The organism is Streptomyces xantholiticus, assembly GCF_014651015.1.
GTDB classification, from domain to species: Bacteria; Actinomycetota; Actinomycetes; order Streptomycetales; family Streptomycetaceae; genus Streptomyces; species Streptomyces xantholiticus.
Genome location: NZ_BMWB01000026.1, coordinates 52,079 through 73,211, shown reverse-complemented (window position 1 = coordinate 73,211; position 21,133 = coordinate 52,079). Strand labels below are relative to the sequence as shown.

The window sequence follows — 21,133 nt, the reverse complement described above, 5'->3', positions numbered from 1 at the left end:
AGCGAAGCCCCCGGCCTGCGCCCGGAGCGCCACAGCGTCCGGGCGATCGCTGACCCTTCCCGTTCGGACTGTCTCCGCCAGACAGAATTGGCCGACAACGGCTCGGACGACTCTCATCGCGGCATACCGTCGACTGCGTCCGGACACCCCGGGCTGCAGCGATTCGTCGCATCTTTCACCTACGTCACGCAACGGCGCGCGACAGGAGCCAGAGGACATGCAGACCAAGCTGGACGAAGCCAAGGCCGAGCTGCTCGCACGGGCCGCCCGGGTAGCTGAGAACAGCCCGGCCGGGGGGCACCTTCCGACTGGGACAGAACAGGGGAAGCGTCCTGACCGGGACACCCTGCTCACGTACCTCCAGCGCTACTACCTGCACACAGCTCCGGAGGACCTCGCCGACCGCGACCCGGTCGACGTCTTCGGTGCGGCACTTTCCCACTACCGGCTCGCGGAGAACCGCCCGCAGGGCACGGCCAACGTCCGGGTCCACACACCGACCGTCGAGGAGAACGGCTGGACCTGCAGCCACTCCGTGGTGGAGGTCGTCACCGACGACATGCCCTTCCTCGTCGACTCGGTCACCAACGAGCTCTCCCGCCAGGGCCGCGGCATCCACGTCGTCATCCACCCGCAGGTCGTCGCCCGTCGCGATGTCACCGGCAAGCTCATCGAGGTCCTGCCCTCCCGGGCGGGTGCCAAGGACCTGCCGCACGACGCCCTCGTCGAGTCCTGGATCCATGTCGAGATCGACCGCGAGACCGACCGTGCCGACCTGAAGCAGATCACCGCCGATCTGCTGCGTGTCCTGTCCGACGTCCGCGAAGCCGTCGAGGACTGGGAGAAGATGCGCGACGCCGCGCTGCGTATCGCGGAGGGTCTGCCGGACGAGCCGACCGCCGACGACCTGCGCGAGCAGGAGGTGGAGGAGGCCCGTGAGCTGCTGCGCTGGCTGGCCGCCGACCACTTCACCTTCCTCGGCTACCGCGAGTACGAGCTCACCGACTCCGACTCCCTGGCCGCCGTGCCCGGCACCGGCCTCGGCATCCTGCGCTCCGACCCTCAGCACGACGAGGACGAGGCCCACCCGGTCAGCCCGTCCTTCAGCCGGCTGCCCGCCGACGCCCGCGCCAAGGCCCGTGAGCACAAGCTGCTCGTCCTGACGAAGGCCAACAGCCGCGCGACCGTGCACCGCCCCAGCTACCTGGACTACGTCGGCGTCAAGAAGTTCGACGCCGAGGGCAACGTCATCGGCGAGCGCCGTTTCCTCGGACTGTTCTCGTCCGCCGCGTACACCGAGTCGGTGCGCCGTGTGCCGGTCGTCCGCCGCAAGGTCGCCGAGGTCCTGCAGGGCGCGGGCTTCTCGCCCAACAGCCATGACGGCCGCGACCTGCTGCAGATCCTCGAGACGTACCCCCGTGACGAGCTGTTCCAGACGCCCGCCGACCAGCTGCAGGCGATCGTCACCAGCGTCCTGTACCTCCAGGAGCGCCGCCGGCTGCGGCTGTACCTGCGCCAGGACGAGTACGGGCGCTACTACTCCGCGCTCGTCTACCTGCCGCGCGACCGCTACACCACCGGGGTCCGGCTGCGTCTGATCGACATTCTCAAGGAGGAGCTCGGCGGCACCAGCGTCGACTTCACCGCCTGGAACACCGAGTCGATCCTCTCCCGTATCCACTTCGTGGTGCGCGTCCCGGCCGGCACCGAGTTGCCGCACCTCACCGACGCCGACACCGAGCGGATCGAGGCCCGGCTGGTCGAGGCCGCCCGCTCGTGGTCCGACGGTTTCGGCGAGGCGCTGAACGCCGAATTCGGCGAGGAGCGCGCCGCGGAACTGCTCCGCCGCTACGCGGGCGCCTTCCCCGAGGGTTACAAGGCCGACCACTCGCCGCGCTCCGCCGTGGCCGACCTCGTGCGCCTCGAGGAACTCAGCGGCTCCGACAAGGACTTCGCCCTGTCGCTGTACGAGCCGGTCGGCGCCGGCCCCGGCGAGCGGCGCTTCAAGATCTACCGGACCGGTGAGCAGGTCTCCCTGTCGGCCGTCCTTCCCGTGCTGCAGCGCCTCGGCTGCGAGGTCGTCGACGAACGGCCGTACGAGCTGCGCTGCGCGGACCGTACGCACGCGTGGATCTACGACTTCGGGATGCGTATGCCGAAGACCGCCACCGGCGGCGACTATCTGGCCGACGACGCCCGCGAACGCTTCCAGGACGCCTTCGCCGCCGTGTGGACGGGGGAGGCCGAGAACGACGGCTTCAACTCGCTGGTCCTCGGGGCCGGGCTCAACTGGCGCGAGGCGATGGTGCTGCGCGCGTACGCGAAGTACCTGCGCCAGGCCAGTTCGACCTTCAGCCAGGACTACATGGAGGACACCCTCCGCAACAACGTCCACACCACCCGGCTGCTGGTCTCCCTCTTCGAGGCCCGGATGTCCCCGGACCGCCAGCGGGCGGGCACCGAGCTGATCGACGGGCTCCTCGAGGAGCTCGACGGCGCGCTCGACCAAGTCGCCTCGCTCGACGAGGACCGCATCCTGCGCTCGTTCCTCACCGTGATCAAGGCGACGCTGCGCACCAACTTCTTCCAGGCCACGGAAGGCGGCGGGCTGCACGGCTATGTGTCGATGAAGTTCGACCCGCAGGCCATCCCCGACCTGCCGGCACCGCGCCCGGCCTTCGAGATCTGGGTGTACTCGCCGCGCGTCGAAGGCGTCCACCTGCGCTTCGGCAAGGTCGCCCGAGGCGGTCTGCGCTGGTCCGACCGGCGTGAGGACTTCCGTACGGAGATCCTCGGCCTGGTCAAGGCGCAGATGGTCAAGAACACCGTGATCGTGCCCGTCGGCGCGAAGGGCGGGTTCGTCGCCAAGCAGCTTCCGGACCCGTCCGTGGACCGCGACGCCTGGCTGGCCGAAGGCATCGCGTGCTACCGGATCTTCATCTCGGCGCTGCTCGACATCACCGACAACATGGTCGCGGGCGAGGTCGTGCCGCCGGCCCGGGTGGTCCGTCACGACGGGGACGACACCTATCTCGTCGTCGCCGCGGACAAGGGCACGGCGTCGTTCTCCGACATCGCCAACGAGGTCGCCGTCGCGTACAACTTCTGGCTCGGCGACGCCTTCGCGTCCGGCGGCTCCGCGGGATACGACCACAAGGGCATGGGCATCACCGCCCGCGGTGCCTGGGAGTCGGTCAAGCGGCACTTCCGCGAACTCGGCCACGACACCCAGACCGAGGACTTCACGGTCGTCGGCGTCGGCGACATGTCCGGCGACGTCTTCGGCAACGGCATGCTGCTGAGCGAGCACATCCGCCTCGTCGCGGCCTTCGACCACCGGCACATCTTCATCGACCCGATCCCGGACGCGGCCCTCTCGTACGCCGAGCGCCGCCGGCTCTTCGAAATGCCGCGTTCCTCCTGGGCCGACTACAACAAGGAGCTGCTGTCCCACGGCGGCGGAGTCCACCCACGCAGCGCCAAGTCGATCCCGGTCAACACGGCGATGCGCGAGGCGCTCGGCATCGAGGCGGGCGTCACGAAGATGACCCCGGCCGAGCTGATGCAGACGATCCTCAAGGCGCCGGTCGACCTGCTCTGGAACGGCGGCATCGGCACCTACGTCAAGGCCGCCACCGAGTCACACGCCGACGTCGGCGACAAGGCCAACGACGCCATCCGCGTCAACGGCGCGGACCTGCGGGTCCGAGTCGTCGGCGAGGGCGGCAATCTCGGCCTCACCCAGCTCGGCCGGATCGAGTTCGACCGCAACGGCGGAAAGATCAACACCGACGCGATCGACAACAGCGCCGGCGTCGACACCTCGGACCACGAGGTCAACATCAAGATCCTGCTCAACGGCCTCGTCGCGGACGGCGACATGACCGTCAAGCAGCGCAACCAGCTGCTCGCGCAGATGACCGACGAGGTCGGCGCACTGGTGCTGCGCAACAACTACGCGCAGAACACGGCCCTCGGCAACGCGGTCGCCCAGTCGCCCTCCCTGCTCCACGCCCACCAGCGCTTCCTGCGGCGCCTCGGGCGGGACGGGCACCTGGACCGGGCGCTGGAGTTCCTGCCCAACGACCGCCAGATCCGTGAACTGCTCGGCGCCGGCAAGGGCCTGAGCCAGCCCGAGCTGGCCGTGCTCCTCGCGTACACGAAGATCACGGTGGCGGAGGACCTGATCAGGACGCCCCTGCCGGACGACCCGTACCTGCGTCGGCTGCTGCACGCGTATTTCCCGAAGCCGCTGCGGGAGAACTTCGGCGACGCGATCGACGCGCACGCGCTGCGCCGCGAGATCGTGACGACGGTCCTGGTCAACGACACGGTCAACACCGGTGGTTCGACCTTCCTGCACCGGCTCCGGGAGGAGACCGGGGCGTCGCTGGAGGAGATCGTCCGGGCACAGACCGCGGCGCGCGAGATCTTCGGTCTCAGCGCGGTCTGGGACGCCGTGGAGGCGCTCGACAACGAGGTCGCCGCCGACGTCCAGACCCGGATCAGGCTGCACTCGCGCCGGCTCGTCGAGCGCGGCACGCGCTGGCTGCTGGGCAACCGGCCGCAGCCGCTGGAGCTCGCGGGGACCATCGAGTTCTTCGCCGAGCGCGTCGAGCAGGTGTGGGCGGCGCTGCCGAAGATGCTGCGCGGCGCGGACCTGGAGTGGTACCAGGGCATTCTGGACGAGCTCACCGGGGCGGGCGTGCCGGAGGCGCTGGCGCTGCGGGTGGCTGGCTTCTCGTCCGCGTTCCCGACGCTCGACATCGTCGCGATCTCGGACCGCACCGGTCAGGACCCGCTGGGCGTGGCCGACGTGTACTACGACCTCGCGGACCGGCTCTCCATCACCCAGCTGATGGACCGCATCATCGAACTGCCGCGGGCCGACCGCTGGCAGTCCATGGCCCGCGCCTCCATTCGTGAGGACCTGTACGCGGCGCACGCGGCGCTCACGGCCGATGTGCTGTCCGTGGGTAACGGGACCTCGACGCCGGAGGAGCGGTTCGAGGCCTGGGAGCAGAAGAACGCGGCGATTCTGGGACGGGCCCGGACGACGCTGGAGGAGATCCAGAGCTCGGACACGTTCGACCTGGCGAACCTGTCGGTCGCGATGCGGACGATGCGTCAGCTGCTGCGCACCCACAGGTGACGGGCCCTCTGGAAGCACCTCCCATGACCGGAGGGCCATGAGGGAGGGCGGCGGACCCGGTTGCGCGTGAGCGCTCGGCCGGGTCCGCGGCTTTTCCCCACCCTGCCGGTGAAGGGCACCGCGCCCGGCGGCCGTGCAGGCGGGAGTGCATGCGCCGGTGCCACGGGTGGCCCGTGGGCAGGGGGTGGGGCGGCTGCGTCCACGGCCGGGCGCCGGGGCGCCGGGTCAACGGGTGCGGCGGCGGCCGGGGAACCAGGCGGTGGTGCGGGGGTCGGAGGGCTTGGCCGAGGCGCGGGTGGTCGCGGTCACGGCGGAGGCGACGCGCTTCGGGAGCCAGGCGGTGAAGTCGCACGCGCCGCACAGTTCCACCACCTCCGCCGCCGACGGGCGGTCCTCCGGGCGGGCCGCCAGGGTTGCGGACAGTATCCGGCGGAGGGCCGGCGGGTGGGCGGACAGGTCCGGGGGTTCGCGGTCGGTGCCGGCGATGCGGGTCGCGACGACGAGACCGCCGCCCTCGCCGTACGGATGGCGTCCGGCGGCCGCTTCCGCCGCGACGAGACCCAAGGTGAATACGTCGGAGGCGGGCGTCAGTTGCCGGCCCAGGGCGTGCTCGGGCGACATGTACTTCGGCGTGCCGACCATGCGCCCGACGGTGGTCAGCACGGACGTGCCGTCCGCGGCGCGGGCGATGCCGAAGTCGAGCAGCCAGGGTCCCTCGGCGGTCAGCAGCAGGTTCCCCGGCTTCACGTCGCGGTGGATGAGACCGGCCGTGTGCACGGCGTCCAGGGCGCGCGCCGCGCCGGCCGTCAGCATCAGGACGGACCGCAGTGGCAGCGGCCCGTATCCGCCGAGCGCCTCGTCGAGCGGCAGTCCCGGCACGTAACGGGTGGCGAGCCACGGCCGTTCCGCCTCCGCGTCGTGGTCGACGACCTGGACCAGGTGTGGGCCGCTCACCCGCCGTGCGGCCTCGACCTCGCGGGCGAACCGACGGCGGAAGTTCTCGCTCTGCGCGTGCTCGCGGCGGATCAGCTTCAGCGCGACGGGCAGCGCGCCGTCGTGGCTGCGGGTGAGGAAGACGGTTCCCATGCCGCCCTCGCCGATACGCGCCAGAAGCCTGTACCCCGCGATCTCGCGTGGATCGTCGTCCCACAGTGGTTCCGGCTTCCGACCGTTCATCCCGACCCACCCCTCGCTCCCCGGCAGGGGAGCCTACCGCGCGGCTCGTCCGCCGGCCCTGGTGAACTCCTCGTACGCCGCGACGACCTCCTTCGCGGGCCCGTCCATCCGGAGTCTGCCCGCTTCCAGCCAGATCGCGCGGTCGCAGCTCTCGGTGATGGTGGAGTTGCTGTGGCTGACCAGGAAGACCGTGCCGGCCTCCCGGCGCAGTTCGTCGATGCGTTCGCGGCTGCGGCGGCGGAAGCGGGCGTCGCCGGTGGAGAGCGCCTCGTCGATGAGGAGTACGTCGTGGCTCTTCGCGGCGGCGATGGAGAAGCGCAACCGGGCCCCCATGCCGGAGGAGTACGTGCGCATCGGCAGCGAGATGAAGTCGCCCTTCTCGTTGATGCCGGAGAAGTCGACGATGTCGTCGTAGCGGTCGCGGATCTGTGCGCGGGTCATGCCCATGGCGAGGCCGCCGAGGATGACGTTGCGCTCGCCGGTGAGGTCGGACATCAGGGCCGCGTTGACACCGAGGAGGGAGGGCTGGCCCCGGGTGTAGATCTTGCCCCGCGCGGTCGGCAGCAGGCCTGCGACGGCCTTCAGGAGGGTGGACTTGCCGGAGCCGTTGGAGCCGATGAGGCCGATCGCCTCGCCCCGGTACGCGGCGAAGCTGACGCCCTTGACGGCGTGCACCTCGCGTACGCCGGGCGCGGCCTTGCGGGAGACGATGCGGCTGAGGGCGGAGGTGGCACTGCCCCGGCCGGTGCGTGCGCCGTTGACCTTGTAGGTGATGTGGACACCGTCGACGACGACGGTGGGGGTCGGCTCCTCGGTCGGATGCGTCGGGTTCACGGGGGCCGTGGGGTTCGTCGAATGCGTCGGGTGCGTCGAGTTCTCAGCCACGGCCGTACCGCTCCTCCGCCTTCCAGAAGTACAGGAATCCGCCGGCTCCGCAGAGCACCGCCCACGCCAGGGCCGCTGCCCAGACGTGCGGCGGCAGCCGGTCCGCCGTGAACGAGTCGATGAACGCGAAGCGCACAAGGTCGATGTAGATCACTGCCGGGTTGTACTGCAGTACGAGAGCGGCCGGTTGAGGCAGTTCGCGGTCGCCGAGCACCGTGTCGATGGACCACATCACGCCTGACGCGTACATCCAGGTGCGCAGCAGGAACGGCATCAGCTGGGAGACGTCGGGCGTGCGGGCGGCGATACGGGCCATGGCCATCGACAGGCCGGTGTTGAAGACGGCCTGCAGCAGCAGCGCGGGGACCGCGAGCAGCCAGGACGCGGTGGGGAGCTGGCCGAAGCCGACGAGGATCACGACCAGCGCGCCCAGCGAGAAGAGCAGTTGCTGGAGCTGCTGCAGGGCGAGCGCGACGGGGAGCGCGGCGCGCGGGAAGTGCAGGGCCCTGACCAGGCCGATGTTGCCGGAGATCGCACGGGTGCCCGCCATGATCGAGTTGGCGGTGAAGGTCCAGATGAACACGCCCGTGACGAGGAACGGCACGAAGTCGGGGACGTGGTCGGCGGTGCCGAGCAGCACGCCGAAGATCAAGAAGTAGACCGCGGCGTTGAGTAGCGGCGTCATCAGCTGCCACAACTGGCCCAGACGGGCCTGGCTGTACTGGGCGGTGAGCTTGGCGGTCGCGAAGGCGGTGATGAAGTCGCGGCGCGACCAGAGCCGGCGGAGGTACGCGGGGAGGGTGGGCCGCGCGCCGCTGACGGTCAGCCCGTGGCGGGCGGCGAGTGCGGCGAGGTCGGGGGGCGGCGCGGGCGATGGGGGCGGCGCGGTGGAGGTGGCTGTGGTCACGCGGGCTCGCTTTCCGGGGCGCGTGGGCATGCGCGCGGTTCGAGGGCACGATGGAACGGGACCGTTTCGTCGCTACGGGGAGGGTAGGGCGGCGTTACGTCGGAACGCAACCGTTCCGTCGTCGCGGCGTATGCTCATGGGCATGACGATGGACCCCAGAAGCCCACGCCGCGCCCCCGCAGGAGCCGCCGTGCTCCGGGAGGACGTGACCGACGCCATCCGGGCCGCCGTCTTCGAGGAACTCGCGGCCGTCGGATTCGCCCGGATGTCGATCGAGGGCATCGCACGGCGGGCGGGCGTCGGGAAGACGGCCGTCTACAGGCGCTGGAAGTCCAAGCTGTCGCTCGTACTGGACCTGGTCTCCGCCTTCGCGGCGCAAGGGCTGCCGGCACCGGCGACGGGATCCCTGTACGGGGACGTACGGGCGCTGCTGGAGGTCGCCGCGCATGCGCTGCGCCACCCCGTGGCCTCGCAGGTCATCCCCGACCTGCTGGTCGAGTCGGCGCGCAACCCCGAGATCTCGGACGCGATCAAGGCGGCACTGCTGGACGGGCAGCGGGGCGTGGCGGCGCTGATCGTCCGTGACGCGGTCGCACGAGGCGAACTCCTGGAGTCGACGGATGCGGACCGGGCGCTCGACGTGATCGTGGGGCCGCTGTACTGGCGGCTGGTGGTGGTGCGGAGCGGGCTGCCGGAGGGGTACCTGGACGAGGTGGCGAGGGGGGCGGTGGCGGCGCTGCGGGCGTGACCTTCCCCGCCCCGCCCCCTCCGGAACCGGGCTCCGCCCGGACTCGCCGGACCCCGTGCGGTAGTCAGGGGCTGCGCCCCGGACCCGCGACGGGCTGCGCCCCGGACCCCGCACCGTGGCCGCCGGCAGGGCTGGAATCGTCCGGTCCGTCGGGGCCCTGTCCCGCCCACCCCTCTACGTGGACGTCTGGCCCAGCGTGGGGGCGCCCCCACGTGGCTGGAAGCCCCGCCCGTCGGGGCTCCGCCCCCGGACCCCGCACCTCTGCCGCCGCGGGGCTGGACTGTCCGTTCTCTCGGGCCCTGTCACGCCCCCCGCCCGCTCTGTGCCTGGCCGGGCGTGGGATGCCCCGCGCGGGACTGGTCTTGTCCCTGCCGTCGGGGTGCCGCCCCGGACCCCACGCCTCAGCCGCTTGGTGCCCGGCGCTGTCCGATCCGTCGGGGCCGCTGTGCCGGCCGCATGGCTCGTCGTCGGCGAGGCCGGGCTTGCCCGCCCCGTCGCGACTCTGTCTCGGCCCGACCCCTCTATACCTGGCCGGGCGTGGTGTGCCTCCCAGGTGGGCCTGGCCCTGGGGTCGGGGACTCCGCCCCGGGCCCTGCGGCCCGGTCGCCGGTCGGCCCCGCCGGCGGTCGAGGACACCGGGCGAAGCGCGGGTCGGTCCGCTCCTGGGGCGGTCACCCGGATGGGGGAATGGGGGTGACCCGAGGGGGGTGGACGGGTTGTTCTCCGCAGCGACCCGCGCTTGAAGAATGGACGTGCCCACCATGCCGCTTCGGCTCAGCATCGTCGTTCCCGTGTACAACGTGGAGGACTTCCTCGGCGAGTGCCTGTGCTCGATCGCCGAACAGAGCCTGCGGGACATCGAGGTCGTCATGGTGGACGACGGCTCGACGGACGGCAGCCGGGCGATCATCCGGCAATTCGTCGACGAGGACGAGCGGTTCAGGCTCGTCACGCAGGAGAACGCGGGGCTCGGCGCCGCCCGTAACACCGGAATTCGTGAGGCACGCGGCGAGTTCCTCGCGTTCGTCGACAGCGACGACGTCGTGCCGCCCGACGCGTACGAGAAAATGCTGGCCTCGCTCGACGCCTCCGGATCGGACTTCGTCAGCGGCAACGTGAGCAGGCTGCGCGCGAGCGGCAAGGTGCAGCAGTCGCCCATGTTCCGCGAGCCCATGGCGAAGTCCCGTACGGCCACGCACGTCACCCGGCACTGGCCGCTGCTGTACGACAGGATCGCCTGCAACAAGGTGTTCCGCAGGGCGTTCTGGGACCGGCACCGTCTTGCATTTCCCGAAGGGGTCCTCTTCGAGGACATCCCGGTGATCCTGCCCGCCCACTTCCTCGCCGCGTCCGTCGACGTGCTGCACGACACGGTCTACCTGTGGCGCGACCGCGACGGGTCCATCACCACCCGTAGAGCGCGTCCGAAGGCGGTGCGCGACCGCACCGACTCGGTCACGGGAGCAAGGGACTTCCTCGCTGCGGAACCCAAATGGGCAGAGGGAAGGCGGCGTTACGAGAGCAGTGTCCTCAGCAGTGACCTCTGGCTGTTCATGGAGGCGCTGCCGGACGGCGACGCCGAGTACCACGCGGCCTTCCTGGAACACGCCGGCGCGTTCGCGGACTCCGTCGGACCGGCCGTCCTCGAAGGGCTGCCGCTGCACTTCCGCGTCAAGTGGCAGCTGGTCCGTGAGCGCCGGCTGCCCGAACTCCTCGATCTGCTGGCCTTCGAGAAGAAGCACGGCCGGGACGCGTTCCGCCTCCGGGGCCTGCGGGGGCGGCGCGCCGAGTACCCCGTGCTCACCGGCCCCCTGCCGCGCCGCCTGGCCCGTCCGGCGCCCGCCGACCTGCCGGTGATGTCCGACGTCACGGAGGCGGTGTGGCGGGACGGCAAGCTGCACCTCAAGGGCTACGCGTACATCCGCAACCGCCCGGCGGGCGAGCGGCGTCCGGTCACCCTGGGCTGGCTTCGGGCCGGTCGGCGCCGGGTGCTGCCGCTGTGGCTGGGCGCCGCGGAGGTGCCGGAGGCGACCGCCGATTCCCGGCAGGGTCTGCACGGTTACGACCGGGCCGGTTTCGAGACCGTGGTCGACCCGTCACGGCTCGGCGGGCCGGGTACCACCTGGAACGTCGAGGTCGGCGTCGTCGGGGCCGGGGCGCTGCGCCGCGGGCCGTTGCGGATGCTCGGCAACCGCGCCGCTCCGGCGGTGGACGACGTCCGCGCAGATCTGCGCGCCGTGCCGGTGCTCGCCGGCGACAAGCTGCGCATCCGGATGGACCGGGTTGCCGCGCTGCTCACGGGGCACACGGCCACGGCCGACGGCCTGCTGCGTATCGAGGGCGCCGTACCGCAAGGTACCGACGGGCCCGCGCCCGAGGCGCTCCTACTGGAGAACCGGCGGACCAAGGAGCGGCACCGGCTTCCGGTGACGGAAGCGAGCACCGCCGCCTTCACCGCGGACGTGGACGCAGGCCTGCTCGACGGTGACTCATGGCGGGTCCGGGTCGTGCGCGCGGACGGCAGCCGCGTGCCCCTCGCGGTGCGCGCGACCACGCCCACCGGCGGGCACCCGCACCCCTTCGCGGCCCGCGAAATCACCGTCACCGCCGACGCGTCCGGCAACCTCGTCCTCGCCGACCGGCGCGTGCAGCCGCTGGTCGACGCCTTCGCCTGGGCCATCTCCGGCGAGCTCGTCGTCGAGGGGCGGCTTCGGCAGGCCGCGTTCGACCGGGCGGAGCTGGTGCTGCAGCACAGTGCCACGCACGAGGAGGCCGTCGTCACCCATGAGGCCCGTGGCGACGGCCGCTTCCGTGCCGTTCTCAGGCCCGCGGCCGTCGAAGGGCCGGGCGGCGAGCTGCCGCTCGCCGAGGGCAGGTGGTACCCGTTCTTCCGGGAACGCGGCGAGAGCGACCCGGAACGCTACGCGCCCGTCCGCCTCGCGTTCGCCGAGCACGCTTCCGTGCCGGCCGTACAGAGCGTCCGCGGCAGGGACTTCACGCTCGACCGCCGGTACCACGACCAGGTCGTCCTCGTATCCGGGCGCGTGCTGCCGCCCCGTGAACGCGGCGGCTTCAACGAACGGCTGATGCGCGAGCGGGCCGCTGCCCTGCGTGCCGGTCCGCGCCGGGACACCGTGCTCTTCAGCAGCTTCGACGGCCGGCAGTTCTCCGACTCGCCGCGCGCCGTCCATGAGGAACTGCTCCGCCGCGACGTCCCGTTCGAGCCGTTGTGGGTGGTCCGCGACCAGCAGGTGCGGCTGCCCGCCGGAGTGCGCGCCGTCCCGTACGGCGGTGTCGAGTGGCACGAGGCGCTGGCGACCAGCCGGGCCGTGGTGACCAACACCCAGCTGCCCGACTGGTTCCGGCGCGGCACCGACCAGTTCGTGGTACAGACCTGGCACGGCACGCCTCTCAAGCGCATCGGCCGCGATCTGCTCGGCACCCCCCAGGCCAACCGCCCCTACATCGAGTCGCTGCCGATGCGCGCCGCCCAGTGGAGCCTGCTGGTCTCGCCCAACCGCTTCTCCACGCCGATCCTGCGCCGCGCCTTCGGCTACGAGGGCGAGGTGATCGAGTCCGGCTATCCGCGCAATACCCTGCTGCACGCACCGGACCGGGCCAAGGTCGCCGCCGCCGTACGCGAACGCCTCGGCATCCCCGACGGCAAGCAGATCCTGCTGTACGCACCGACATGGCGTGAGGACCGCCCGAAGGGCGGCGGGCGCTATGCCATGGACCTGCGGCTGGACCTCGGGTCCGCCCGGGCACGGCTCGGGGACAGCCATGTCCTGCTGGTCCGCAGGCACTACCTCGTCAGCGACCGCCTCCCGGACACCGAGGGCTTCGCGCTCGACGTCTCGCGCCACCCGGACGTGGCCGAGCTGATGCTCGTCAGCGACGCGCTCGTCACCGACTATTCCTCGCTGATGTTCGATTTCGCGCAGACCGGTCGGCCGATGCTTTTCCACACGTACGACCTGGAGCACTACCGCGACAACCTGCGCGGCTTCTACTTCGACTTCGAGAGGCAGGCGCCCGGGCCGCTGCTCCCGGACGGCGCGGAGCTCGTCGAGGCGCTGCGCGACCCCGCGCGCGCCACGGCTTCTTACGCCGCGGCGTACGAGGCGTTCCGCCAGGTGTTCTGCAACCTCGACGACGCGGGCGCGGCGGCCACGGTCGCCGACCGGATGCTGGAGGCGATCGGCTGACCTCTGCGAGGTGAGGCCTCCGCGCAGGGCCGACCTCCGCCTGGGGCCGGCCCTGCGTACGGCTGACCGGGCCGACCCGGCTGTACGGGTGATTCACGCGCCGGAAGGCGCCGGAGATCGCAGTGCAGTGAAGCCCCCGGGACTAAGTGTGTTTATCGGTCCGGGATATTGACGTTTCGGATTGCTACGTTCGCCGGCCATGGAGCTGCGAACGCGAACCGCCACGGCGGCGCTCGATGTGCGACGAGCCAGGAACCTCGTCATCGGCGTCGCCGCGCTCGCTCTCGTGGCCAAGTCGATCCTCGCGGCCGCGAAGCCGGGGCCGGCCGACGTCCGTTTCTTCGACGCCTTCGCCACCGCCATCTCCCAGGTCGGGCCGGTCCGGATCTACGAGCACCCGATGCCCGGCCTGCCCGTCTACAACCATCCGCCGCTCGCCGGCTGGATGCTGTCCGCACTCCACGAACTGGAGCGGCTCGGAATTCCGTTCGGCAGCCTGATCCGGGCGCCGGCCTGCATCGCGGATTTCGTCTCCGCGATTCTGGTGTTCGAGATCCTGCGCCGTCGCCGTCCCCTCGGAACGGCCACGGTGTGCGCCCTCGCATGCGCCCTCAGCCCCGTTCTCTTCGCCACCTCCGCCTACCACGGGAACACGGACTCGGCCGCCATCATGCTCGTAGTGCTGGCCGCGTATCTGCTGACCGACCGCCGAGCCCCACTCGCCGCCGGCGTCGCAGCCGCGCTCGCCGTGAGCATCAAACTCGTCCCGATCGTCGCCGTCCCCGCCCTGTTCGTGGCCGCAGTACGGGCCGGCCGTCCGGTGGCCGTCCGGTTCTGCGCCGGTCTGACGGCCGTACTGCTGCCGCTGTGGGGGCCGGTGCTGGCCATCGTTCCCGGGCCGCTGCGGGAAAAGGTCCTCGAGTACGAGGGCGGGCGGGCGAGGCTGTGGGGCCTCGTGCGGCTCGCCGACTGGGCCGGCGCATCCGACTCGTTCATCGCGGGCCTGCACGGCGACTTCCACTTCCTGTTCGTGCTGCTGGGCACGGCCGCGGGAGTCTGGCTCGCCTGGGTGCGGCCCACCGCCCCGGCCTACGCCGTCGCCCTCTCCCTGACGCTGCTGCTCCTGCTCAGCACCGGCAGTGCTGTCCAGTACCTGGCCTGGCCCGTCGTCGGCCTCTGCCTCCTCGGCGCCTGGGAGGGAACCGGCTACGGCGTCCTGGTCGGCACCGTCACCGTCGTCGTCTACTCGAGCGCCAGCGCGGTCCGTTGGAACGACTGGGCGCTGCATCTGGGCGAGGCGGGCTGGCTGCTGCTCGCCGCCGCGACCGTGACCGGCGTGCGCAGGGCGCTCGCGGACCCGCCCGGCCGCGCGCCGGGTGAACACGTCCCCTTCGTCGCCCAGCGCACCGACAAGCCCACCGCCCCCGCCGACCGACCGCACCGATGACCCCCACCGACGGAGAGTAGAGAAGACCCAGTGAAGGAAAGCCCCAGCCCGCGGATCGGCATTCTCGTCGTGGCCTACAACGCCGAGTCGACACTGGAGAAGACGCTCGACCGCATCCCGAAGGACTTCCGCTCCCGTATCGCCGAGATCCTCATCCTCGACGACGCGAGCAGCGACGGGACGTTCACTGCGGGCTGCCGTTGGTCGCAACTGGAGGGCATGCCGCCGACCGTCGTCATGCGGCACACCAAGAACCTCGGCTACGGCGGCAACCAGAAAGCGGGCTACGCGCTCGCCGCCGAGCGGGGCCTGGACATCGTGGTGCTGCTGCACGGCGACGGCCAGTACGCCCCGGAGCTGCTGCCCGAGATGGTCGCACCCATCGAACGCGGCGAGTGCGAAGCGGTGTTCGGCTCCCGGATGATGTGCTCCGGCAGCGCGCTGGGGGGCGGCATGCCGTTCTACAAGTGGCTGGGAAACCGCATCCTCACCCGCTTCGAGAACGCATCGCTCGGCTCACGGCTCACCGAGTTCCACTCCGGCTACCGCGCCTACAGCGTTGCCGCGCTGCGCAGGCTGCCGATCGAGAAGAACACCGACGCCTTCGACTTCGACACCCAGATCATCGTCCAGTTGCTCGACGCCGGGATGCGCATCAAGGAGATCCCCGTCCCCACCTACTACGGCGACGAGATCTGCTACGTCAACGGCCTGCGCTACGCCAAGGACGTCGTCAAGGACGTCCTCGAGTACCGGCTCGCGCTCAAGGGGTTCGGCACCTGCCCCTGGATCCCCAAACCCGTCGAGTACGCCTTCAAGGAGGGGGACGGCTCCTCGCACTCCGCGATCCTCGGCATCATGCGCACCCTGCCCCCCGGCCGGGTGCTCGACGTCGGCTGCTCCGGGGGCCAGTTCGCCGAGCGCCTCGAAGCGCTCGGGCACACGGTGACCGGCCTGGACTTCGTCGAGGTCCCCGGCGTGCGGGAGCGCTGCTCGCAGTTCCTCCTGGCCGACCTGGAGGAGGGCCTGCCGCCCGAGGTCGGCGCCGACTACGACTACGTGGTCGCCGGGGACGTCATCGAGCACCTGTCCCGGCCGGAGCGCGTACTGCGGGAACTGCGGGACGTGCTGCGTCCCGGCGGCCGGATGCTGCTGTCCGTGCCGAACTTCGGCCACTGGTACTCGCGCCTTCGCGTGGCCCTCGGCGTCTTCGGCTACGACCGGCGCGGCATCCTCGACGAGACCCATCTGCGTTTCTTCACCCGAGGCAGTCTGCGCCGCACCGTGCGGGCCGCGGGCTTCGACCAGCTGCGGCTCACCTCGACCGGCGCGCCCTTCTGGTCCGTGCTCGGCACCGGCGTCACCGCCGGGGTCCTGGCCGACGTCTCCCGGCTGTTGACGCGTGTGCGGCCGACACTCTTCGGCTACCAGTACGTCGCCGTGCTCACCCCGCACGCGGCGCAGACGATCATCGCCGGGGAGCACGTCGATGTACAGGACATTCTCAGCCGCCAGCACGTCCCCGCCGAGCTCGCCGCCCGAGTGGGCACCGGCAGCTGACCCCCGGCGCCGACGGCCCACCAGGAGGAGGACCTTGACCCTGCCCAGTCTGTTGCTGCTGCTCTTCGCCGTCTTCTCCTCGGCGGCGGGGCAGATCATGCTGAAACACGGCATGCGCTCCGCGGCCGCCGTGGCCGAGCACAGCGGGGGTTCGCTGATGGTACGGGCGGCGACCAGCCCTTGGGTCGTCCTCGGCCTCGTCGTCTTCGGCGTCTCCGCGGTGGCCTGGATGTCCACGCTGGCACGGGTGCCACTGAACATCGCCTATCCGTTCAACGCGCTGGGCTATCTGCTGATCGTGCTGGCCAGTTCCACCGTGCTGCACGAGCGGACCTCGATGTGGACCTGGGCCGGCTCGCTGATGGTCGTGGCCGGCCTGGTCACCGTGATGGCCGGCCATCAGAGCTGAGCATGTCCGCCCGGTGGGCGTGGGCCTGGCTCGGCAGCACCACCGGGCGGCGCTCCGCGGGCGGTGTCACGGGCAGCAGCTCGGGCTCGCCCAGCAGCACATGGCGTACGACGCGCTCCGCTGCCCGCCCGTCGTCGAACGTGCAGAAACGCTCCCGGAAGGCGGCTCGCAACGCACGCGCCGCCTCGCCGTCCCACGTGCCGTCGGAGAAAACCCGGATCAGCTCGTTGGTCGAACGGGTCACCGCGCCGGGCGTGTCACCCGGTGCACCGGAGAGCAGGTCGAAGCAGACGCCGCGCACGGCCCGGTACGTCTCCCAGTCGGGGGCGTGGATCACGATCGGCCGGTCCAGGTTGGCGTAGTCGAACATCGCGGACGAGTAGTCGGTCACGAGCGCGTCCGCCGCCAGATACAGCTCCTCGGCGCTCGGGTGACAGGAGACGTCGACGATGCCCGGGTGCGCGGCGAGACCGCTCTCGTCGTGGAAGTAGTGGGCGCGGACAAGGAGCACGGTGTCCTCGCCCAAGGCCTTCGCGACGCGCTCCAGGTCCAGCCGGCAGGTGAACGTCCGTTCGTAGTCGCGGAACGTCGGCGCGTACAGGACGGCCCGCTGCCCGGGGCGGACACCGAGCGCCGCACGGACGGCGCGGATCCGCTCCGGGTCCGCCTCGACGAGGACGTCGTTGCGCGGGTAGCCGGTCTCCAGATGCCGTACGGCGCCCGGGTAGGCGCTCGCCCAGCTCTCCGTCGAGTGCGGGTTGGACGAGAGGCTGAGGTCCCAGCGGTCCACCCGGCGCAGCAGGTCCTTGAAGTTCATGCCCTGTGCCGCCGCCGGGTACCGGGCCTGGCCCACACCCATCACCTTGAGGGGCGTGCCGTGGTGGGTCATCACATGCACCTGGCCACGGCGCTTGACCACCTGATTGGGGAAGTTGACGTTGCTGAAGAAGTACGTGGCACGGGCCATCACCGCCCAGTAGCGCCGCGATCCCGGCACGACGTGGTCGATGCCGGGCGGCAGTGCGGCGGCGGCCTTCTGCGTCACCACCCAGACCCCGCGCACATGCGGCGCCAGCTCCGCCGCCTTGCGGTGCACGGCCGCGGGATTGCAGCTCACTCCCCGGTTCCAGTACGCGCTGTAGACGGCGAGGTCGCGTTGCAGCGGCAGCAGTCGCTGGAGGCGGTAGTACAGCGGCGTGAGCCGCCGTCCCAGCCGCCGGCGCACCGCCGGCACGACGGCGAGCAGCCCGCGGCGGGCGGCGAGGGCGGCGTCGAGGGCCCGCAGCCGCCCGGCCCGGCCGCCGGTCAGCAGCCGCAGGCGCAGCGCCCTGACGCCGTCCGCCGGGCGGTGTCCGGGCGGCAGGTGGTCCCGGTGGAACGCCGCGACCGCACGGACGTAGGCACGACGGCGTCGCCGGAGCACCCCGTACGTCTCCAGCAGCTCCCGCGAAACCAGGTCGAACAGCGGCCCGTGCACGGCGTCGAACCGGGGCGCGTCCCGCAACGCGCGGATCAGGCCGCCGAACTGCTCGACGAGTTCGAGCTCACCGCCCAGGGCGGTCTGCTCGCTCCGACCGGTCTGCTCGCTCCGCTCGCCGGGAGCGAGGCCGTCGTGCGGTTCCGCGAGCTGCGGCACATGACGCTGCTGACGGTGCTCGACACACGGCACCGGCAGCGCGGCGACCGTACCTGCGGTGGCGAGTGTGCCCAGCGCGTACATCCGGTCGCCGTACTGCCCCGGGGCGAAGGGCACGTGCCCGGACTCGTGGAACTCGCGGCGCACCGCCCGGTTCCAGCACACCGCGGCCACCTCGAGGAGCTCGGGGCGGTCCGCGAGCATGCAGACCTCCGTACCGGCCATGTCCTTCAGCAGCTGGAGGGACCGGCTGGGCTGCGGCGTGCCGCGGAACGGTGTGCGGACATGGCCGAAGAGCAGCAGGTCCGGATCCTTCGCCGCCGCGAGCCGGTCGGTGATCCGCCGCAGTGCACCGGGCAGCAGCACATGGGTCCCCTCCAGGAACAGCAGGTAGTCGCCCTTCGCGTGCTCCGCCCCCGCCGTGCGCCGGCCGTCGGGGCCCGCCGGCTCTGCGAGATGGACGGCACGCACCCGTGGGTCGACTGCCGCGATCTCGTCGAGCAGCCGCCCGGAGCCGTCCGGGCAGCCGTCGGCGACCCCGATGATCTCGAAGTCGGCGAACGACTGGGAGAGCACCGACTCCAGGCACTCGCGGAGGCTTCCGCGTACACGGCGGACGGGGACGACGACGCTCACACGGGGCATGGACAACTTCTTCTCGCGTTCTTCTGGGACTCAGGCGTGCTGGGAGGGAACGAGGCCGCCGGCGCCCTGGGCGGGCAGCAGGCCGGCCGCCGGCCGCGGCACGGTGGCAGACAGCGGTACGGGGGCCGGGGTGGGAGCGGGAGCCGGGATGCGCTGCTCCTGCGGGACGACGACCGGCAGGCCGGCGCTCTCTCCGAGGAAGACCCGGCGCACGACGCGTTCGGCCGCGAGCCCGTCGTCGTACGGGCAGAAGCGCCGCCGGAACGCGGCCCGCAACTGGGCGGAGCGCGAGCCGCTCCAGTGGCCCGTCGCGAAGATGTCGACGAGTTCGTCCTCGGTACGGGCGACGGCTCCCGGCGGGCACTCCCGGATGTCGAAGTACGTCCCGCGCGCCGCCTGGTAGGCATCCCAGTCGCCGGTGTGCAGCACGATCGGCCGGTCGAGGACCGCATAGTCGAACATCAGGGACGAGTAGTCCGTGACCAGTGCGTCAGAGGCGAGGCACAGGGACTCCACGGAGGGATGGCCGGAGACATCGATGATCCGGTGCGCCTCGGCGCCGACCAGTGGGGTGTCGCTGAAGTAGTGTGCGCGGGTGAGCAGCACGAACCCGGGGCCGAGGGCCGTGGCGAACCGCTCGACGTCGATCTGCGGGGTCTGGCTGCGGCGGTAGTCGCGGTGGGTCGGCGCGTAGAGGACCGCGAGGCGGCCCTCCGGGATGCCGAGCGAGGCACGCAGCCGTGCCACGTCCTCGGCGCCGGCGCGCTGGTACACGTCGTTGCGCGGGTAGCCGTACTCGAGCACGGTGCACGCCGACGGGTATGCCCGCTCCCAGACCAGGGTGGAATGGCGGTTGGCGGAGAGGGCGTAGTCCCACTTGTCGGCGCTTGCCAGCAGCTCTGCGAAGTTCATGGAGCGGGCGGCGGCCGGGCGTTCCTGGAGGTCGATGCCCATCGTCTTCAGCGGCGTGCCGTGATGCGTCTGGACCATGATCTGTCCGGGCCGCTTGACCAGCCGCCGGTCGAAGTTGACGTTGTTCACCAGGTATCTGGCGCGGGCGAGCGCCAACCAGTAGCCGAACGACCCCGGCCGCAGCCGCCGCGTCCCTGCCGGGATCGTGTGGTGGTGGGCCTCGTCCGCGATCCACGCGGTGCGGATGTGCGGTGCGAGCTCGCGCACCTTCTCCTCGATCGCGGCCGGGTTGCAGGAGTAGCCGCGGTTCCAGTAGGCGGCGAAGACCGCCAGGTCGGAGCGGACCGGCAGCCGCAACTGGATGCGGTAGTGCACCTGCAGGGCCACGGCGCGCAGCACACGGCGGCCGCGCCCGGCGACCTGGCGGGTGCGGGAGCGCAGCCGGTCACCCGCCCACAGCGCGCGGTAGAGACGGTGGCCGCCGTTGCGGATCAGCGCATGGCGCAGCCGGCCGCGCAGGGCGGGCGTCGCCCCCGGCGCGCGGTACCGGCGGCAGTGCGCACGGGCCCGGCGGAAGAACTCGGCACGGCTGCCGCTGGGCAGCCGGCCCCGTGCCGTGGCCAGCGTCGAGAAGTGGTCGACCATCCGCCGGTACAGGACGGGCTTCCAGTGCTCGAGCGCGGGGCGGGCGTCGAGGAACGCGAACACCCGGTCGTACTGGTCGAAGATGTCGAAGTGCTTGCGGCTGGTGGTGGCGAGGATGTTGCCGCCCTGCCGGCGCTGGCGGTAGTGCACGCACACCCGGTCCAGGGTGGCGATGGTGGAGGCCGCCAGCAGCGCCGGATAGGTCCAGGGGGTGTCCTCGTAGTAGCCGGGCGGGAAGGCGAAGCCCTCACGTTCGACGAACTCCCGCCGGTACGCCTTGTTCCAGACCACCATCAGCAGCTTGAGCAGGTCCGGCCGGTCCGCGAGAGCGAACGGCGCCCGGCCCTGCTCGGACAGCAGTGCGGCGAACTTGTTCCGGGAGACCTCACCGGTCCAGTACGTGCGGGCGTAGTCGAAGACGAGGACATCGGGGGCGCCGGTCCTCTCGAGCCGGTCGGCGACGGCCTCGAGCGCCCCGGGGACGAGGCTGTCGTCGCTGTCCAGGAAGAGGATGTAGTCACCGGTCGCGAGGGCCAGCCCGGCATTGCGCGCCTGGCCGAGTCCCACGTTCCTCGGTAGGTGGACCGCCCGTACGCGCGGATCCCGCGCGGCAACCTCATCGATGATCGCACCGCAGGAATCCGGCGAGCAGTCGTCGACCGCGATGAGTTCGAGATCGGCGAAGGTCTGAGTCAGCACCGAATCCAGGCATTCATGCAGGTAGGCCTGGACCTTGAACGCGGGCACGATGACGCTGAACCGGGGCACGGCACATCCAGAGGTCGCGCGGGCAGGATGGCCCG

The 21,133-nt window shown here is 71.4% G+C and carries 11 protein-coding genes; 6 read left to right on the top strand and 5 right to left on the bottom strand.

Annotated elements, in window-relative coordinates:
- Positions 1–217: 217 nt before the first annotated feature.
- Positions 218–5,152 carry an NAD-glutamate dehydrogenase gene (locus tag IE198_RS29155; RefSeq protein ID WP_189891944.1) on the top strand — a complete coding sequence of 1,645 codons (4,935 nt, stop codon included), beginning with the start codon at positions 218–220 and terminating at the stop codon, positions 5,150–5,152.
- Positions 5,153–5,377: 225 nt separating this feature from the next.
- Here the strand turns inward: IE198_RS29155 and IE198_RS29150 are convergent, their stop codons facing one another.
- From IE198_RS29150 to IE198_RS29140, 3 genes are read right to left on the bottom strand one after another with little or no spacing between them, the layout of a single operon-like run.
- Positions 5,378–6,328, bottom strand: a complete 951-nt coding sequence (locus IE198_RS29150) for a serine/threonine-protein kinase (RefSeq protein WP_189891942.1) — start codon at positions 6,326–6,328, stop codon at positions 5,378–5,380.
- Between the two features lie 33 nt (positions 6,329–6,361).
- Positions 6,362–7,162 (bottom strand): ABC transporter ATP-binding protein, encoded by an 801-nt coding sequence (locus IE198_RS29145; RefSeq protein WP_189891992.1) that lies wholly within the window; start codon positions 7,160–7,162, stop codon positions 6,362–6,364.
- A 43-nt stretch (positions 7,163–7,205) separates the two neighbouring features.
- The gene (locus tag IE198_RS29140; protein WP_189891940.1) at positions 7,206–8,150 is read right to left on the bottom strand and encodes an ABC transporter permease; all 945 of its coding nucleotides are present in this window, start codon (positions 8,148–8,150) and stop codon (positions 7,206–7,208) included.
- A gap of 112 nt (positions 8,151–8,262) precedes the next feature.
- On the opposite strand from IE198_RS29140, the gene IE198_RS29135 reads away from it, so the two are divergent.
- The 5 genes from IE198_RS29135 to IE198_RS29115 all read left to right on the top strand — a co-directional run bounded on the left by IE198_RS29135 (position 8,263) and on the right by IE198_RS29115 (position 16,492).
- Positions 8,263–8,868, top strand: coding sequence for a TetR/AcrR family transcriptional regulator (locus IE198_RS29135; RefSeq protein ID WP_189891937.1), 606 nt, complete (start codon positions 8,263–8,265; stop codon positions 8,866–8,868).
- 761 nt (positions 8,869–9,629) lie between these two features.
- On the top strand, positions 9,630–13,076 hold the full coding sequence (locus IE198_RS29130; protein WP_189891990.1) for a bifunctional glycosyltransferase/CDP-glycerol:glycerophosphate glycerophosphotransferase: 3,447 nt from the start codon (positions 9,630–9,632) through the stop codon (positions 13,074–13,076).
- Between the two features lie 199 nt (positions 13,077–13,275).
- Positions 13,276–14,523 (top strand): glycosyltransferase family 39 protein, encoded by a 1,248-nt coding sequence (locus tag IE198_RS29125; protein ID WP_189891935.1) that lies wholly within the window; start codon positions 13,276–13,278, stop codon positions 14,521–14,523.
- 30 nt (positions 14,524–14,553) lie between these two features.
- Positions 14,554–16,083, top strand: a complete 1,530-nt coding sequence (locus IE198_RS29120; RefSeq protein WP_189891933.1) for a bifunctional glycosyltransferase/class I SAM-dependent methyltransferase — start codon at positions 14,554–14,556, stop codon at positions 16,081–16,083.
- Between the two features lie 34 nt (positions 16,084–16,117).
- A complete protein-coding gene (locus IE198_RS29115; RefSeq protein ID WP_229834447.1) occupies positions 16,118–16,492 on the top strand; it encodes a DMT family transporter in 375 nt (124 codons plus the stop codon).
- Here the strand turns inward: IE198_RS29115 and IE198_RS29110 are convergent.
- Positions 16,464–18,773, bottom strand: coding sequence for a bifunctional glycosyltransferase family 2 protein/CDP-glycerol:glycerophosphate glycerophosphotransferase (locus IE198_RS29110; protein WP_189891931.1), 2,310 nt, complete (start codon positions 18,771–18,773; stop codon positions 16,464–16,466). The genes IE198_RS29115 and IE198_RS29110 overlap by 29 nt on opposite strands.
- Positions 18,774–18,803: 30 nt before the next feature.
- Positions 18,804–21,098 carry a bifunctional glycosyltransferase/CDP-glycerol:glycerophosphate glycerophosphotransferase gene (locus IE198_RS29105; RefSeq protein WP_189891929.1) on the bottom strand — a complete coding sequence of 765 codons (2,295 nt, stop codon included), beginning with the start codon at positions 21,096–21,098 and terminating at the stop codon, positions 18,804–18,806.
- Positions 21,099–21,133: the final 35 nt, after the last annotated feature.

Coding starts and splice junctions, on each gene's coding strand:
- IE198_RS29150 (WP_189891942.1), bottom strand. CDS start 6,328: ATGAACGGTCGGAAGCCGGAACCACTGTGGGACGACGATCCACGCGAG.
- IE198_RS29140 (WP_189891940.1), bottom strand. CDS start 8,150: ATGCCCACGCGCCCCGGAAAGCGAGCCCGCGTGACCACAGCCACCTCC.
- IE198_RS29135 (WP_189891937.1), top strand. CDS start 8,263: ATGACGATGGACCCCAGAAGCCCACGCCGCGCCCCCGCAGGAGCCGCC.
- IE198_RS29155 (WP_189891944.1), top strand. CDS start 218: ATGCAGACCAAGCTGGACGAAGCCAAGGCCGAGCTGCTCGCACGGGCC.
- IE198_RS29110 (WP_189891931.1), bottom strand. CDS start 18,773: ATGCCCCGTGTGAGCGTCGTCGTCCCCGTCCGCCGTGTACGCGGAAGC.
- IE198_RS29130 (WP_189891990.1), top strand. CDS start 9,630: ATGCCGCTTCGGCTCAGCATCGTCGTTCCCGTGTACAACGTGGAGGAC.
- IE198_RS29125 (WP_189891935.1), top strand. CDS start 13,276: ATGGAGCTGCGAACGCGAACCGCCACGGCGGCGCTCGATGTGCGACGA.